Origin of the sequence: Streptomyces sp. NPDC058157, from assembly GCF_042884105.1 — a bacterium.
In the GTDB taxonomy this organism is placed as follows: Bacteria; Actinomycetota; Actinomycetes; order Streptomycetales; family Streptomycetaceae; genus Streptomyces.
The window spans coordinates 19,563-33,821 of the sequence record NZ_JBHVUQ010000077.1 but is presented as its reverse complement, the minus strand read 5'-3'; the positions used below and the strand labels follow the sequence as shown (position 1 = coordinate 33,821).

At 74.9% G+C, this 14,259-nt stretch carries 10 protein-coding genes; 3 read left to right on the top strand and 7 right to left on the bottom strand.

Translation table 11 applies throughout. The features are described 5' to 3' along the window. Window positions 1-29 precede the first annotated feature (29 nt). Together ACFVXK_RS20315 and ACFVXK_RS20310 are read right to left on the bottom strand one after the other, a co-directional pair. Window positions 30-836, bottom strand: a complete 807-nt coding sequence (locus ACFVXK_RS20315; RefSeq protein ID WP_389613549.1) for an ABC transporter ATP-binding protein — start codon at window positions 834-836, stop codon at window positions 30-32. Further along, window positions 829-1,734, bottom strand: a complete 906-nt coding sequence (locus tag ACFVXK_RS20310) for an ABC transporter permease (RefSeq protein WP_389613548.1) — start codon at window positions 1,732-1,734, stop codon at window positions 829-831. The genes ACFVXK_RS20315 and ACFVXK_RS20310 overlap by 8 nt, the downstream gene beginning before the upstream one ends. A 195-nt stretch (window positions 1,735-1,929) precedes the next feature. On the opposite strand from ACFVXK_RS20310, the gene ACFVXK_RS20305 reads away from it, so the two are divergent. The 3 genes from ACFVXK_RS20305 to ACFVXK_RS20295 all read left to right on the top strand — a co-directional run bounded on the left by ACFVXK_RS20305 (window position 1,930) and on the right by ACFVXK_RS20295 (window position 4,902). Further along, window positions 1,930-2,574 (top strand): TetR/AcrR family transcriptional regulator, encoded by a 645-nt coding sequence (locus tag ACFVXK_RS20305; protein WP_389613546.1) that lies wholly within the window; start codon window positions 1,930-1,932, stop codon window positions 2,572-2,574. Between the two features lie 93 nt (window positions 2,575-2,667). Further along, on the top strand, window positions 2,668-3,873 hold the full coding sequence (locus ACFVXK_RS20300; RefSeq protein ID WP_389613545.1) for an NAD(P)/FAD-dependent oxidoreductase: 1,206 nt from the start codon (window positions 2,668-2,670) through the stop codon (window positions 3,871-3,873). 132 nt (window positions 3,874-4,005) lie between these two features. Next, window positions 4,006-4,902, top strand: a complete 897-nt coding sequence (locus ACFVXK_RS20295) for an RNA polymerase sigma-70 factor (protein WP_389613543.1) — start codon at window positions 4,006-4,008, stop codon at window positions 4,900-4,902. 1 nt (window position 4,903) lies between these two features. Here ACFVXK_RS20295 and ACFVXK_RS20290 read toward each other — a convergent pair whose 3' ends face one another. From ACFVXK_RS20290 to ACFVXK_RS20270, 5 genes are all read right to left on the bottom strand, one after another. After that, window positions 4,904-7,171: a CDP-glycerol glycerophosphotransferase family protein gene (locus tag ACFVXK_RS20290; RefSeq protein ID WP_389613541.1), complete on the bottom strand. Its 2,268-nt coding sequence runs from the start codon at window positions 7,169-7,171 to the stop codon at window positions 4,904-4,906. 132 nt (window positions 7,172-7,303) lie between these two features. After that, window positions 7,304-8,143, bottom strand: coding sequence for a carbohydrate ABC transporter permease (locus ACFVXK_RS20285; protein WP_389613539.1), 840 nt, complete (start codon window positions 8,141-8,143; stop codon window positions 7,304-7,306). Continuing rightward, a complete protein-coding gene (locus ACFVXK_RS20280) occupies window positions 8,140-9,468 on the bottom strand; it encodes a carbohydrate ABC transporter permease (RefSeq protein ID WP_389613537.1) in 1,329 nt (442 codons plus the stop codon). Before ACFVXK_RS20280 ends, ACFVXK_RS20285 begins: the two co-directional genes overlap by 4 nt. A gap of 5 nt (window positions 9,469-9,473) precedes the next feature. Then, a complete protein-coding gene (locus ACFVXK_RS20275; protein ID WP_389613535.1) occupies window positions 9,474-10,868 on the bottom strand; it encodes an ABC transporter substrate-binding protein in 1,395 nt (464 codons plus the stop codon). 104 nt (window positions 10,869-10,972) lie between these two features. Further along, the gene (locus ACFVXK_RS20270) at window positions 10,973-14,110 is read right to left on the bottom strand and encodes an FHA domain-containing protein (RefSeq protein ID WP_389613533.1); all 3,138 of its coding nucleotides are present in this window, start codon (window positions 14,108-14,110) and stop codon (window positions 10,973-10,975) included. Window positions 14,111-14,259: the final 149 nt, after the last annotated feature.

The following is a 14,259-nucleotide window of genomic DNA, read 5'->3' as shown; positions in this document are numbered from 1 at the left end:
GTTCCGGGCCCGGCCCGTTCGCGTCGGTGTCAGCCGCGGGTGAACGCCTCGTAGGCGTCGCAGACCTCCTTGGAGGGGCCGTCCATGCGGATGACGCCGGACTCCAGCCAGATGGCCCGGTCGCAGGTGTCGCGGACGGTGCCGATGGCGTGGCTGACGAGGAAGACGGTGCCGGCCTGGGCGCGGAGTTCCTCGATGCGGGCCTGGCTGCGGCGCTGGAAGGCGGCGTCGCCGGTGGCGAGGGCCTCGTCGATCATCAGGACGTCGTGGTCCTTGGCGGCGGCGATGGAGAACCGCAGCCGGGCGCCCATGCCGGAGGAGTAGGTGCGCATGGGCAGGGAGATGAAGTCGCCCTTCTCGTTGATGCCGGAGAAGTCGACGATGTCCTGGTAGCGCTCGCGGATCTGCTGCTTGGTCATGCCCATCGCGAGCCCGCCGAGGACCACGTTCCGTTCGCCGGTGAGGTCGTTCATCAGGGCGGCGTTCACTCCGAGGAGGGAGGGCTGGCCGTGTGAGTAGACGGCGCCGCGGGCGACGGGCTGCAGGCCTGCGATGGCCTTGAGGAGGGTGGACTTGCCCGAGCCGTTGGTGCCGATGAGGCCGATGGCCTCGCCCTTGTAGGCGGTGAAGCTGACGCCGCGGACGGCGTGGACCTCGCGGACGCCGGGGGCGGGCTTGCGGGAGAAGATGCGGCTGAGGGCGGCGGTGGCCCCGCCCTTGCGGGTGCCGGAGCTCACCTTGTAGATCACGTGCACCTCGTCGGCGATGACGGTGGGGACGCGGGTGTCGGCGGCGGTGCCGGGGGTGGCGCCGGTGTGCGTGAGGGTGTCAGCCACGGCCGTACTCCTCCTCTGCCTTCCAGAAGTAGACGAAGCCGCCGATGCCGGCGATCAGGGCCCAGCCGATGGCGATCGGCCAGACGTGGTGGGGCAGCTGCGAGGCCTTGAAGCTGTCGATGAACGCGAAGCGCATGAGGTCGATGTAGACGGCCGCCGGGTTGAGCTTGAGCATCGTCATGACCCAGTGCGGCAGGTGGTCGGTCTTCAGCATGGAGCTGATGGACCACATCACGCCCGAGGAGTACATCCAGGTGCGGAGTACGAACGGCATCAGCTGGCTGACGTCGGGGTTCTTGCTGCCGATGCGGGCCATGACCATGGCGCAGCCCGCGCAGAAGACGGCCATCAGGAAGAGGGCCGGGACGGCGAGCAGCCAGGCCGGGGTCGGGGTCTGCCCGAAGGCCAGCAGCAGGACGACCAGGGCGGCCATGGTGACCAGCAGCTGCTGGAACAGCTGGACGACCGAGGACAGGGGCAGGCTGGCCCGGGGGAAGTGCAGGGCCCGGACCAGGCCGAGGTTGCTGTGGACGGCGCGGGTGCCGGTGTTGATCGAACTGCCGATGAAGTCCCAGACGAAGACGCCGGTGATCAGGAAGGGCAGGTAGTCGGGCACGCCGTGGCTGGCGTGCATGACCAGGCCGAAGATGAAGTAGTAGACGGCCGCGTTGAGCAGCGGGGTCATCAGGTGCCAGACCTGGCCGAGCTTGGCCGTGCTGTACGTGGCCTGCATCCGCGCGGTGGCGTACGCGATCACGAAGTGGCGGCGGTCCCAGAGCTGCGCGACGTAGCTGGGCAGGGAGGGGCGGGCGCCGCTGAGGGTCAGGCCGTGGGCCGCCGCCAGCTGCGCGGCGGTGGTGGGGGCCGCAGCGGGTGGCGCGGTGGTCGCTCGGGTCACGGGCTTCGCTTTCGACGGGTCGGGGCGTCGTCGGCCGGGGGCGCCCCGAGGGGGTCCCCGTACGCGGTGCGGGGGTGGGCCGGGCGACGGGACGGGTCCGTATCGTCGCTACGGCGAGGTTAGGGCTCCCAGGGACGGAACGCAACCGTATCGTCGTGACGGGTCAGTGGCGGCGTGCGCGGCTATGCTCTGTGCATGACCACCGAGCCTGCCGCCGCCCCGGCCCCCGCCCCCGCGCCCGCCCCCGCCCCGGCCCGCCGCGCGCCCGCGGGCGCGGCCGTCCTGCGCGAGGACGTGACGGAGGCGATCCGCGCCGCGGTGCTCGCGGAGCTGGCGGACACGGGCTTCGCCCGGATGTCCATCGAGGGCATCGCCCGCCGGGCCGGAGTCGGCAAGACCGCCGTGTACCGGCGCTGGAAGTCCAAGCTGCACCTGGTCCTCGACCTGATCGGGGCCTTCGCCACCGACGGCCTGCCCGTCCCCGCCACCGGCTCCCTCTACGGGGACGTCCGCGCCCTGCTGGAGGTGATGACCCACGTCCTGCGCCACCCGGTGGCCTCCGCGGTGATCCCCGACCTCCTCGTGGAGGCCGCCCGGAACCCGGAGATCGCCGACGCCGTGCGCGGGGCCCTGCTGGACGGGCAGCGCCGCCTCGCCGAGGGGATCGTCGCGGAGGCCGTCGCGCGCGGCGAACTGCCCGCGTCCGCCTCCCCCGAGCGGGCCCTGGACCTGGCCATCGGGCCGCTGTACTGGCGGCAGGTCGTGGTGGGCGACTCCGTCCCCGCCGGCTACCTCGACGGGCTCGCGCGCTCGGCGGTGGCCGGGCTGAAGGCCGGCTGACCTCCCCGCCGATGTGATCCGGCCCACACCCTGTCACAGGGTGTGGGCCTGCGGTGTCTTGTGGCCGAACCCCTTGGAACCGGAGGAGACACCATGAGCGGCAAGAGCACCGAGGTCCTGGTCATCGGCGGCGGTTACGCGGGTGTCATGGCCGCGAACCGGCTGACGATGCGCGCCGACGTGGCGGTGACGCTGATCAATCCGCGGCCGGACTTCGTGCACCGGGTGCGTCTGCACCAGCTGGCGGGCGGCACGGATCCGGCGGTGGTCGAGTACCGGGAGGTCCTGGCCGAGGGCGTGCGCCTGGTGGTGGACACGGTCACCCGGATCGACGCGGCGGGGCGTGCGGTCGAGCTGGCGTCGGGTTCCACCACCGCCTACGACTACCTGGTCTACGCGGTGGGCAGCGGCAGCGCGGACCCGTCCGTGCCCGGGGCGGCGGAGTTCGCCTACCCGCTCGCGACGTTCGAGGAGGCGCGGCGGCTGCGCCCGGTCCTGGAGGCCACCTCCCCGCAGGCCCCGGTGGTCGTGGTCGGCGGCGGCCCGACGGGCATCGAGACCGCTGCCGAGCTGGCCGAGGAGGGCCGCTCGGTGACCCTCGCCTGCGGCGGGGTCCTCGGCCCGTACCTGCACGCTCGTGGCCGGCGTGCGGTGGCCCGCCGCCTGGCGGCGCTGAAGGTGCGCGTCCTGGAGGGCCCCGACGCGCGGGTGGCGGAGGTGACGGCCGACGCCGTGCTCCTGGCCGACGGGCGTGAGGTGGCGAGTGCGGTGACGGTGTGGACGGTCGGTTTCGGCGTTCCGGACCTGGCGGTGCGCAGCGGTCTGACCACGGACGCCCTGGGCCGTCTGCTGACGGACGAGACGCTGACGAGCGTGGACGACGAGCGGATCGTGGCGGCGGGGGATTCGGCGGCCCCGTCGGGCCTGCCGGCGCGGATGAGCTGCCAGGCGGCGATTCCGCTGGGTGCGCGGGCGGCGGACACGGTGCTGAGCCGGGTCGCGGGTGAGCGGCCGGGGAACCTGAGCCAGGCCTTCGCGGGCCAGTGCATCAGCCTGGGCCGGCAGGAGGGCATCTTCCAGTTCGCGACGAAGGCGGACTCGGCGATCTGGCTGCACGTGGACGGCCGTCCGGGCGCGAAGCTGAAGGAGCTGGTCTGCAAGGGCATCGTCAAGCACCTGTCGGGCGAGGCGCACAAGCCGGGCGGTTACAAGATGCACCAGGCCTCGGGGGCCACCCGCCGGAAGCTCCTGGACGCCGGGCGCGCCGAAGCCCCGGTCGCTGTCGAGCAGGCCGCCTGACCACGGCGTTCCGCGGCTGATCCGGCCGGGCCCGGCACTGGCGGCACGGCACCCCGTACAAGATGATCTTCCCGTGGGCGCGCGTTCGAAGACATCCCCGGCCGGCCGGCCGCGAAGGAGAGGCACCGAGACATGAGCACCGAGACCACCGACGAGGCGACCGAGGTGTTCGTCGCCCACCGCAACCTGCTGTTCACCGTCGCCTACGAGATGCTCGGATCGGCCGCCGACGCCGAGGACGTCCTCCAGGAGACCTGGCTGCGCTGGGTCGGCGTCGACCTGTCGCAGGTCCGCGAGCAGCGCGCCTACCTGGTCCGCATCACCACCCGCCAGGCCCTCAACCGGCTGCGCAGCCTCCAGCGCCGCAAGGAGGCCTACGTCGGCCAGTGGCTGCCGGAGCCGCTGCTCACCGCCCCCGACGTGGCCGAGGACGTCGAGCTCGCCGAGAGCGTGTCGATGGCGATGATGCTGGTCCTCGAATCCCTCTCGCCGACCGAACGCGCCGTCTTCGTCCTGCGCGAGGCCTTCGACTACGGATACGAGGAGATCGCCGCCGCCGTCGACAAGACCCCGGCGGCCGTCCGCCAGATCGCGCACCGGGCCCGCAAGCACGTCGACGCCCGCCGCCCCCGCCGGGCCGTCCCCCGCAGCGCGGCCTCCGCCGCCGTGGAGTCCTTCCTGCGGGCCGTGGAGACGGGGGACCCGCAGACCCTCCTCGACGTCCTCGCCCCCGACGTGGTCCTCATCGGCGACGGCGGCGGCCTCAAGCAGGCCGCGCTCCGCCCGATCGGCGGGGCCGAGAAGGTGGCCCGCTTCCTCCTCGGCGGCATCGGCAAGAACAAGCTGCCGCTCACCCTCGCCGCAGCCGTCGTCAACGGCAGCCCGGCCCTCGTCGCCCACCTGGACGGCGAACTCGACGGGATCATGGCGATGCGGTTCGACGGCGACCGCGTGACCGGCCTCTACTACGTCCGCAACCCCGAGAAGCTCACCCACGTCCTGGCCGAGACCGCGCTCACCCTGCGCTGACTCACGGCCACAGGCCCGCCGTCAGCGGCGTGCGGGCCGGGGCCGGGGCCGCGGACGGCGCCGGGGGCGCGGGGTGGCGGTCCTCCGGCGGGACGACCGCCGGGAGCGGCGCCTGCTGGCCCAGGAAGACCCGCCGCACCACGCGTTCGGCCGCGTACCCGTCGTCGTACGAGCAGAAGCGCGCGCGGAACGCCGCCCGCAGCTGGGCCGAACGCGAGCCCTGCCAGTGCCCGGTGGAGAAGATGTCGACCAGCTCGTCCTCGGTCCGGGCGATCGCCCCCGGCGGGCAGGCCCGCAGGTCGAAGTAGGTGCCGCGGGCCGCCTCGTACGCCTCCCAGTCGTCCGCGTGGATCACGATCGGCCGGTCCAGGGAGGCGTAGTCGAACATCAGGGACGAGTAGTCGGTGACCAGCGCGTCCGAGGCCAGGCACAGCTCCTCCACCGACGGGTGGTCGGAGACGTCCAGCAGCCTCGGGTGCGCCTGCGGGGACCGCTCGGTGCCCGCGTACGTGAGGTGGGTGCGGGCCAGGACCGTGAAGCGGGGGCCCAGGTCGCGCAGGACCCGCTCGAAGTCCAGGTGCTCGGGCCGGCTGCGCCGGTAGTCGCGGTGGGTGGGGGCGTACAGGATCACGGTGGTGCCCGGCGCGATGCCCAGCCGCTCGCGCAGGGCCACGACCTCGGCCTGGGTGGCCCGGTGGAAGGGGTCGTTGCGCGGATAGCCGTACTCCAGGGTGGTGTACGAGGCGGGCACCGCCTTCTCCCACACCAGGGTGGAGTGCCGGTTCGCGGACAGCAGGAAGTCCCACTGGTCGGCGCCGCGCAGCAGGCCCTCGAAGTCCGCGGTGGGGGCGGCGGCCGGGCGGTCCAGGAGGTCGAGGCCCACCCGCTTGAGGGGGGTGCCGTGCTGGGTCTGGAGCAGGACCTGGCCCGGCCGCTTGACCAGCCCCCGGTCGAAGTTGACGTTCGTCGTCAGGTACGTGGCCCGGGCCAGCGCCGTCCAGTACGCGGCCGAGCCCGGCTTCAGCGGCACGGTCTCGGGCGGCAGGGTCGCGGTGTGCCGGGGGTCGCAGATCCACGCCGTGCGCATGTGCGGGGCCAGCTCGCGCAGGGTGGCCTCGATGGCCGCCGGGTTGCAGGCGTAGCCGCCGTGCCAGTACGCCGAGAACACCGCGAGCTCGGGCCGCAGGGGCCGCAGCCGCTGGATCCGGTAGTGCAGGCGCAGGGCGCTCTCGCGCAGCCCCCGCCGCAGGGCCGTGCCCGTCCGGGCCGCGGCCAGCGCCGCCGCGCGGGCCGCCGACGCCAGCCGGTAGGTCCGGCGCGCCCCCAGCCGCATCAGGGTGTGCCGCAGCCGGTCGGTGCGGCTCGGCGACGGCGGCAGGGCGCCCGTGCCGCCCGGGGGGCGGTAGCGGCGCAGCAGGGCCGAGGCGCGGGCGAAGAACTCGGCCCGGCCGGCCCGGGGGAGGCGGCGGGGGTCCGCGTACAGGGCGCAGAAGTGCTCGGCCATCCGCCGGTGCACCGCCGGGCGCCAGCGCTCCAGTTCGGGGCGGCCCGCGAGGTAGCCGAAGACCCGGTCGTACTGGTCGAAGACGTCGAGGTGGCGGCGGCTGGTGGTGGTCAGGATCGAGCCGGTGCGCCGCTGCCGGTAGTGCACGCAGACCCGGTCGAGGACGGCCACGGACTCGGCGGCCAGCAGCGCCGGATAGGTCCAGGGGGTGTCCTCGTAGAAGCCGGGCGGGAATTCGAGGCCCTCGCGCTCCACGTACTCGCGGCGGTACGCCTTGTTCCACACCACCATCAGCATGCCCAGCAGCGCCGGCCGGTCGGCGAGCCGGAAGCTGGCCGGGCCCTCCTCGCGGAGCCGGTGCGCGAGGCGGTCGCGGACCAGCTCGCCGGTCCAGAAGGCGCGGGCGTGGTCGTAGACGAGGACGTCGGGGGAGCCGGTGGCCTTGAGCCGGTCGGTGATCGCCTGGAGGGCGCCCGGGGCGAGGGTGTCGTCGCCGTCGAGGAAGACCAGGTAGTCGCCGGTGGCCCGGGACAGGCCCGCGTTGCGGGCCGGGCCCAGGCCCAGGTTGTGCGCCAGGTGCACGGCGGTGACCCGGGGGTCGCGGGCCGCGTACTCGTCGATGATCGAACCGCAGGCGTCCGGGGAGGCGTCGTCGACCGCGATCAGCTCCAGATCCGGGTACGACTGGGACAGGACCGAGTCCAGACTCTCCTGGAGGTACGCCTGAACCTTGTACGCGGGCACGATGACGCTGAACCGGGGCACGGCACATCCAGGGGTCGGCGCGGGCATATTGCCCTGGAACGCGCGCGCGGCGATCGGGTTACGCCCCCTGCGGCATTCGGGTTACCCAGCGTCAACACGCCACGTCAACGCCATGATCACGAGGCTTTTGGGTTATTTGACCGCCCCGGCCATCACCCCCGTCACGAACTGCCGCTGGAAGGCGAAGAAGACCACGAGCGGCACGACCATCGACAGGAAGGCCCCGGGCGCCAGCACGTCGATGTTGTTCCCGAACTGCCGCACCTGCTGCTGGAGCGCCACCGTCACCGGCGGGTGCGACGCATCGGCGAAGACCAGCGCCACCAGCATGTCGTTCCACACCCACAGGAACTGGAAGATGCCCAGCGAGGCGATCGCCGGCCCGCCCAGCGGCAGCACCACCCGGGAGAACAGCCGCAGTTCACCCGCCCCGTCCAGCCGCGCCGCCTCCAGCAGCTCGCGCGGAATCTCCGCGAAGAAGTTCCGCAGCAGGAACACCGCGAACGGCAGCCCGAAGGCGGTGTGGAACAGCACCACCCCGGCCGTCGTCTCGAACAGGCCGATGGCGCCGAAGAGTTCGGAGACCGGGATCAGCGCCACCTGCACGGGCACCACCAGCAGCCCCACCACGACCAGGAACAGCCAGTCCCGGCCGGGGAACTCCAGCCAGGCGAAGGCGTATCCGGCGAGCGCGCCCAGGGCGAGGACCAGCACGGTCGCCGGGACCGCGATCGCGAGCGTGCTCAGCAGGGAGCCGGTGATCGTGTCGTTCGCCAGCAGGTGCGCGTAGTTGGACGCCGTCAGCCGCGAGGGCGCGGTCAGCGCCCGCCACCAGCCGCCCCGGTTCAGATCGCCCGGGGACAGGAAGGAGGAGACCAGCAGGCCGACGGTGGGCACCAGCCAGAACAGCGCGGCCAGGACCAGGAACACGCGCAGCAGCACACTGCCCGCGAGGCGCCGTACGGCGTTCATCGCCCGGCCTCCTTCCGTATCCGGCGGATGTTGACCAGCATCACCGGCACCACCAGCACCAGCAGCAGCACCGCGATGGCACTGCCCAGCCCCTGGTCGGCGTCCGTGCCGAAGGAGGTCCGGTACAGCTGGAGCGCCAGCACGTTCGCGTCGTCCTGGACGGCGCCCGGCGCGATCACGAAGACCAGGTCGAAGACCTTCATCACATTGATCACCAGCGTCACCAGCACCACCACCAGCACCGGCGCCAGCAGCGGCACGGTGATCCGCCGGAACACCTGCCACTCACCCGCCCCGTCCACCCGGGCCGCCTCCAGCAGCTCCCGCGGCACCGCCGCCAGACCCGCCCCGATCAGCACCATCGCGAACCCCGCCCACATCCACACGTACGCGCCGATCACCGCCGGGGTCACCAGCACCGGCCCCAGCCACTCCACCCCCGCGTACGCCGCACGGAAGTTCGACGCCGGCAGCCGCAGCCGGGCCCCGTCCGCCGCGGCGGGCAGGCTGAACGTGCCGTCCGCGCGGGCCGTGGCCGTCGCCACCGTCCGGCCGTCCTTCACCGCCTCGATCCGCATCCCCGCCAGACCCGTCTCCGCCGGGTCCACCACGTTCACCGCGCCGCCCCCGCCCCGCGTGAAGTCCTGCCAGACCGTGCCCGTCACCTCACCCGGCACCGGCCGCGCGCCGGTCGCCGTACGCGCCTCCTTCGGCAGGGCCTCCGGCGCCACCCCGACCAGCGGCAGCAGCGCCGGCACCCCGGCCCGTACGGGCTCGCGCGTCACGAACGCACCGCCGCCCGCGGGCTCCAGCGGGGAGTCCCGGCCCGGGCGGGCCTTCGGGAACGCCGAGGACGGGGCGAAGGTGTCGTGCACCCCGACCGCGACAGCGTTGGCCACGCCCCGCTGCGGATCGTGGTCGTACACCAGCCGGAAGATGATCCCCGCCGCCAGCATCGAGATCGCCATCGGCATGAACACCAGCAGCTTGAACGCCGTCCCCCAGCGGACCCGCTCCGTCAGCACCGCGAAGACCAGACCCAGCCCGGTCGCCACCGCCGGGGCCACCGCCACCCACACCGCCGTGTTGCGCAGGGCGGTGCGGATCGCCGGATCACGCACGATCGCGGTGTAGTTGGCGGCGCCGACGAAGGAGTCCCCGGAACGGTCGAAGAGGCTGCGGTAGAGCGAGAAGCCGATGGGCTGCACCACCAGCGCCCCCAGCAGCACCAGCGCCGGCAGCAGGAACGCCGCCGCCACCAGCCGCCGCCGCGCGGCGGCCCGGCGGCCCGGATTGCCCCGGGCCGCCCGCGTCGAGGCCTGCACGGCCCCTAGTTCCCGTAGGCCTTGGCCGCGTCGGCCTCCAGGCGCGCCTGGGTGCCCGCCACGTCGGAGGGGTTCGCCAGGAAGTCCTGGAGCGCCTTCCACTCACCCGTCCCCGGCGTCGCGCCGAACGCCGCCGGAGCCTGGTCCGACATGTCGAAGCGGAAGTCGTCGCCCGCCGCGATCAGCGCCTTCGCGATGCCCCGCTGGATGTCGTTCGGGTACGCGGCGAAGTCCACCGCCTTGTTCGGGGAGACGAAACCGCCCTCGGCGGCCTGGATCCGGGCCGCGTCCGCCGACGCCAGGAAGGTGAGCAGGGCCTGCGCCCCCTTCGACGGCTTCAGCGCCACCGCCACGTCACCGCCCGACACCACCGGGGCCTTCGCCCCGACCGCCGGGAAGGGGAACACCAGGGCGTCCTTGCCCACCTTCGCCTCCGTCTGGGCGATGTTCACCCCCACGAAGTCCCCCTCGAAGACCATCGCCGCCGCCGGGCGGTCGCCCCCGGTGAAGGTCTGCGTCACCGACTTCGGGAACTCCGTCGCCAGGGCCCCGCTGGTGCCGCCCGCCAGGAAGTCCTTGCGGCCGAACAGCTGACCGAGGGTGGTCAGCGCCTGCCCGACGCTGTCGTCCGTCCACTTGATCTCGTGCTTCGCCAGCCGGTCGTACTTCTCCGGACCCGCCTGCGAGAGGTAGACGTTCTCGAACCAGTCCGTCAGCGTCCAGCCGTCCGCACCCGCCACCGAGACCGCCGGGGTACCGGACGCCGACAGGGTGTCCGCTGCCGCCAGGAGCTCCTTCCAGGTCTTCGGCGGCTGCACGCCCGCCGCGTCGAAGGCCTTCGCGTTGTACCAGACCAGCGACTTGTTGGCGGCCTTGTAGTAGACCCCGTACTGGGTGCCGTCCACCGCCCCCAGCTGCCGCCAGCCCGGCGAGTAGTTCTGCTCCAGCTGCGCCCGGGCCTCCGGGCCCACCGGCTGCGCCCACTTGTTGCGCACCGCCGCCGTCAGCGCACCGACCTGCGGGAGCAGCGCCACGTCCGGCGGCTGACCGCCCGCGACCTTGGTGCCGAGGAAGGTGACGATGGGGTCCTGGGCCGGGACGAAGGCGACGCTCGCGCCCGTGCGCTTCTCGAACTCCTTGAGCACCTTGGCGAAGTTGGCCTGCTCGGGGCCCGTCCAGACCGCCGCGACCTCCAGCTTCTCGCCGGGCAGCTTCGGTAATGCGACCGTGGGGCCCTTCTGCTCCGGCCCGGTGGACGGGCGTGCGGCGTCGCCGGACGCGACGTCGCAGGCGGTCAGCGCCAGCGCCCCGGCGGCGGCCAGGGCGGCCCAGGCGCGGGCCCGGGCTCTCCTGCGGCTCCGCGTGTGGCTCGATCCGTGCAGTCCGTGCTGTCCGCGCATGGTGCCGCCCCCGATGCCGTGTGGCCGTGAAGTGCTCCGTGCCACCAGGTCTACGCCGCGCCGCGCACCCCCGCAATAGCGCGTCACGGGGGAGCGGCTGCGCGTCAGGGGGCCGCGGGGAACAGCACCGGTATGGCCGAGACCAGGTGCGAGGCCCGGTCGAGGGCGCTGGCCAGGAGGGCGAGGTCGGTCGGCCCGTTGCCGAGCTCCCGCACCGGACGGCGGGCCGGCGGGTCGCCCATCCGCTCCCACTCCACCGGAACCACGGTGGGCCTCAGGGTCGCGGTGCGCGGGATCCGACCGGTGACCCGGCCCGCCTGGAACGGGACGGCCCGCCCGTCGGCGTACAGCAGCCGGCCGCGGCCGGGGCCCGGCCGGTCCGGGGCGTCCAGCTCCACCCGCAACGCCGCCTGCCGGGCCGGTTCCGTCTCGGCGGTGCGGTCCGGGCGGGCGGTGGCGGCGATCAGGTGCACCCCGAGGCGGGCGCCCTCACGGGCCACGCCCTCCAGGATCCGTACCAGCGAACCCGCGGCGGGCCGGCCCGGGCTGCCCAGGGCCGGGGCGACCAGCGCGTCGAAGTCGTCCACCAGCAGCACCAGCCGGGGCAGCGGGCTCGGCCCGGCGGCCGGGTCGGTGCGCGGAGCCGAGGCCCGCAGCCGCAGGGTGCCGGTGCGCTGCGGGTCGAGGTCGCCGCGGTGTTCGCCCGGGCCGGGGTCGCGGGGCGAGACCATCCGGTCGGAGAGGCTGCGCCGGCCGTGCCACTCCGCGAACGGCACCCCGTCCAGCAGCTCGTGACGGCGCTTGAGCTCGGTCGCGAGGGCCTGCGCGAACTCCCGCATCCGCAGCGGGTCCGAGGCCACGAGGTGGGCCGACACGTGCGGGAGCTCCGTACAGGGCAGCAGGCCCTCGCCGCGCTCGCCGCCCGCGCCGTCGAGGAGGAGCAGGCCCAGGTGGTCCGGGCGGGACCCGGCCGCCAGGGAGGCGGCGAGGGAGCGCAGGAGCTCCGTGCGGCCGCTGCCCGCGGGGCCCTCGACGAACAGGTGCGGGCCCTCGTGGACCAGCTCGGCGCCGACCGGCCCGCGCCGACCCGCCCCGAGCACCACGTCGGCCAGTCCGCCGACGGCCCGGCCCTGGTCGGCGGCGGCCGCCCAGCGGGCCATCAGGGAGGCCGGGGTGGCACGGGCCAGCCCGAGCTCGTCGAGGAGCCGGGCGGCCGCGGGGAGGCTGGCGGCCGGGCGGTGCGCGTGGCCGTCCGCCGGGGGCGCGTCCGCGCGCAGCGGGGCCAGGGCGCGGGCGAACCGCTCCGCCCAGGCGGCGGAGACCCCGTCGGCCACGGCGGTGCCGCCCGGCGGGACGGGCCGGCCGCCGCTGACCGCGAAGGTGCGGACGGCGGTGGCCACGTCCCCGCTGAGCAGGGCGACGGCCGCGCAGTCCCGGAAGGCGGGGCCGCTCGCGCAGGCGGTGTCGTACGTCTGCGCCACCGGGGAGGCCGGGGTGGCGGCCGGGGCCTCGGCGAGCGCGAGGACGTGGACCCCGGCGGCGGGGCCGTGCGAGGCCAGCCGGCCGGTGAGCTCGCGCAGAGGGGCGGTACCGGGGTCGCCGTCCACGACGACGAGCGTGCGGGGGCCCTCGTACGCGTCGGCGGCGCGGCGCACCGCCGCCGGATCGGCGGCCGCCCAGCCGCTGCCGAGCGGGCCGTCGTCCAGCCGCCGGGTCAGTTCCGCGACCCGGGCGGCGGCCTGGTCGCGGTCGTACGCGAGGAGCAGCCGGCAGTCCTGGCCGTGCGCGGGCCGTACGTGGGGCAGCCAGCCGAGCCAGGCCCAGTCGCGGCGGCGCTCCTGCAGGGGCCGCACGCGGTCGGCGGCCAGCAGCACGATCTCCAGCCGTGCGGGCGAGTGCAGTCCGGCGAGCTGCGCCACGACGGACCGGGCGACGCCCATGAGCCGGGCCCGCGGCCCGGCGATCCCGAACGCGCCGCTCTCGCGCAGCGCGACCCGGCTCCCGGCGCCGAGCCCGACGTCGAGGAACCCGGGGTGCCCGGGGTGGCGTGACCACAGCCGCCCCGTGGGGCCGAGCGCGGCGAGCAGCAGGGTGGCGGGGTCGTCGGCGTCGGGCGCCGCGACGGCGGCCTCCACCACCCCGACGGCCTCCACCACCACGTCCTCCTCCCCCCGCACCCACTTCCGGGCCCAGGCCCCGATCCCACCGCGCCGCCGGGGCGCGCCGTCGCCGGGGGCGGCGTACCCGGGCCCGCCCGTGCCGGGGTGTGCGGGGGAGCCGGGGTGGGCCAGGCCGGGCGTGTCCGGGTGGCCCGGGGCTCCGGGTACGGGGTGCGTCACCGTTCCGTGTGCGGGTGTGGCGCCGGAGGCGCCGCCGTAGGTGCCCGGGGTACCGGGGCGGAGCCCCGTGGCGGGGTCGGGGGCGGAGCCCCCGTTTCCGGGGGCACCCCCAGCGGTAGCCGGGGGAGAAGGGGCGGGGCGGGGGAAGGACTCCGGCGCGCCGGCGCCGCCGGCCGACGCCCCCGTGCCCGGCCCCGGGGCGCCGTCGGGCGTGCCCGAGCCGGGCCCCGTACCACCGCCGGAGGCATCGGCGTCCGGGAGGGCGAGGTGGCCCTCCAGGTCCGGGACGACCCGGAGGCGGGTGCCGCCTCCCGTGGTCAGGCGGAGGGTGGATTCGCCGATCCGCAGCAGCGCCCCCGGCGCCAGCGGGACCGCCCGGACCCCGACCTCCGCGCCGTCCAGCGCGGTCCCGTTCGTCGAGCCGAGGTCGGCCACCGCCACCCGCCCGTCCGGCATCACGGTGACCGTGCAGTGCAGCCGCGACACGTCCGGGTCGTCCAGCGGGACGTCCGCGTCCGCCGAGCGCCCGATCCGCACCGACCCGGGGTGCAGCAGGTGGACGCCGCCCGCGTCGGGACCGGACACCACGTGCAGCTGAGGGGCGCCGAGCCCGTCGTCCCCGAGCGCGTCCGCGTCCGGCGCCGGGACGTGCAGCGTCAGCACGGCCCCGTCCACGAGCGGCGGCTCGCCCAGCACCGTGCGCTGGAGGTCGAGCCGGCGCGACCCCGCGTACAGCACCACCGTGCCTCCGGTGTCGGGGCCGCCGACGGTGGCCGCGAGCCCGGAGGCCACGGCGGCCAGCGCGGTTCCGGCGGGGGCGGTGACGAGCACGTCACAGCCGGCGGGCGCGGTGGCGGCCTGGTGGCCGCCGCGCGACCCGAGGACGGTCAGCCGGATCTGCATCGCCGTCAGCGGTCCCTTCTGCGCGGAGCGCAGTGCACGGTGCGGGGCGCCCGGCGGGAGGAGCGGCGGGACATGTCTGCCCGGTCAACCCCCCGCCCGGCACGGACGCTTCGTCCGTTCAGGTCAGCCGGAAGGCAGGGCTCCCGTCC

Coding starts and splice junctions, on each gene's coding strand:
- ACFVXK_RS20305 (WP_389613546.1), top strand. CDS start 1,930: ATGACCACCGAGCCTGCCGCCGCCCCGGCCCCCGCCCCCGCGCCCGCC.
- ACFVXK_RS20300 (WP_389613545.1), top strand. CDS start 2,668: ATGAGCGGCAAGAGCACCGAGGTCCTGGTCATCGGCGGCGGTTACGCG.
- ACFVXK_RS20295 (WP_389613543.1), top strand. CDS start 4,006: ATGAGCACCGAGACCACCGACGAGGCGACCGAGGTGTTCGTCGCCCAC.
- ACFVXK_RS20285 (WP_389613539.1), bottom strand. CDS start 8,143: ATGAACGCCGTACGGCGCCTCGCGGGCAGTGTGCTGCTGCGCGTGTTC.
- ACFVXK_RS20275 (WP_389613535.1), bottom strand. CDS start 10,868: ATGCGCGGACAGCACGGACTGCACGGATCGAGCCACACGCGGAGCCGC.
- ACFVXK_RS20270 (WP_389613533.1), bottom strand. CDS start 14,110: ATGCAGATCCGGCTGACCGTCCTCGGGTCGCGCGGCGGCCACCAGGCC.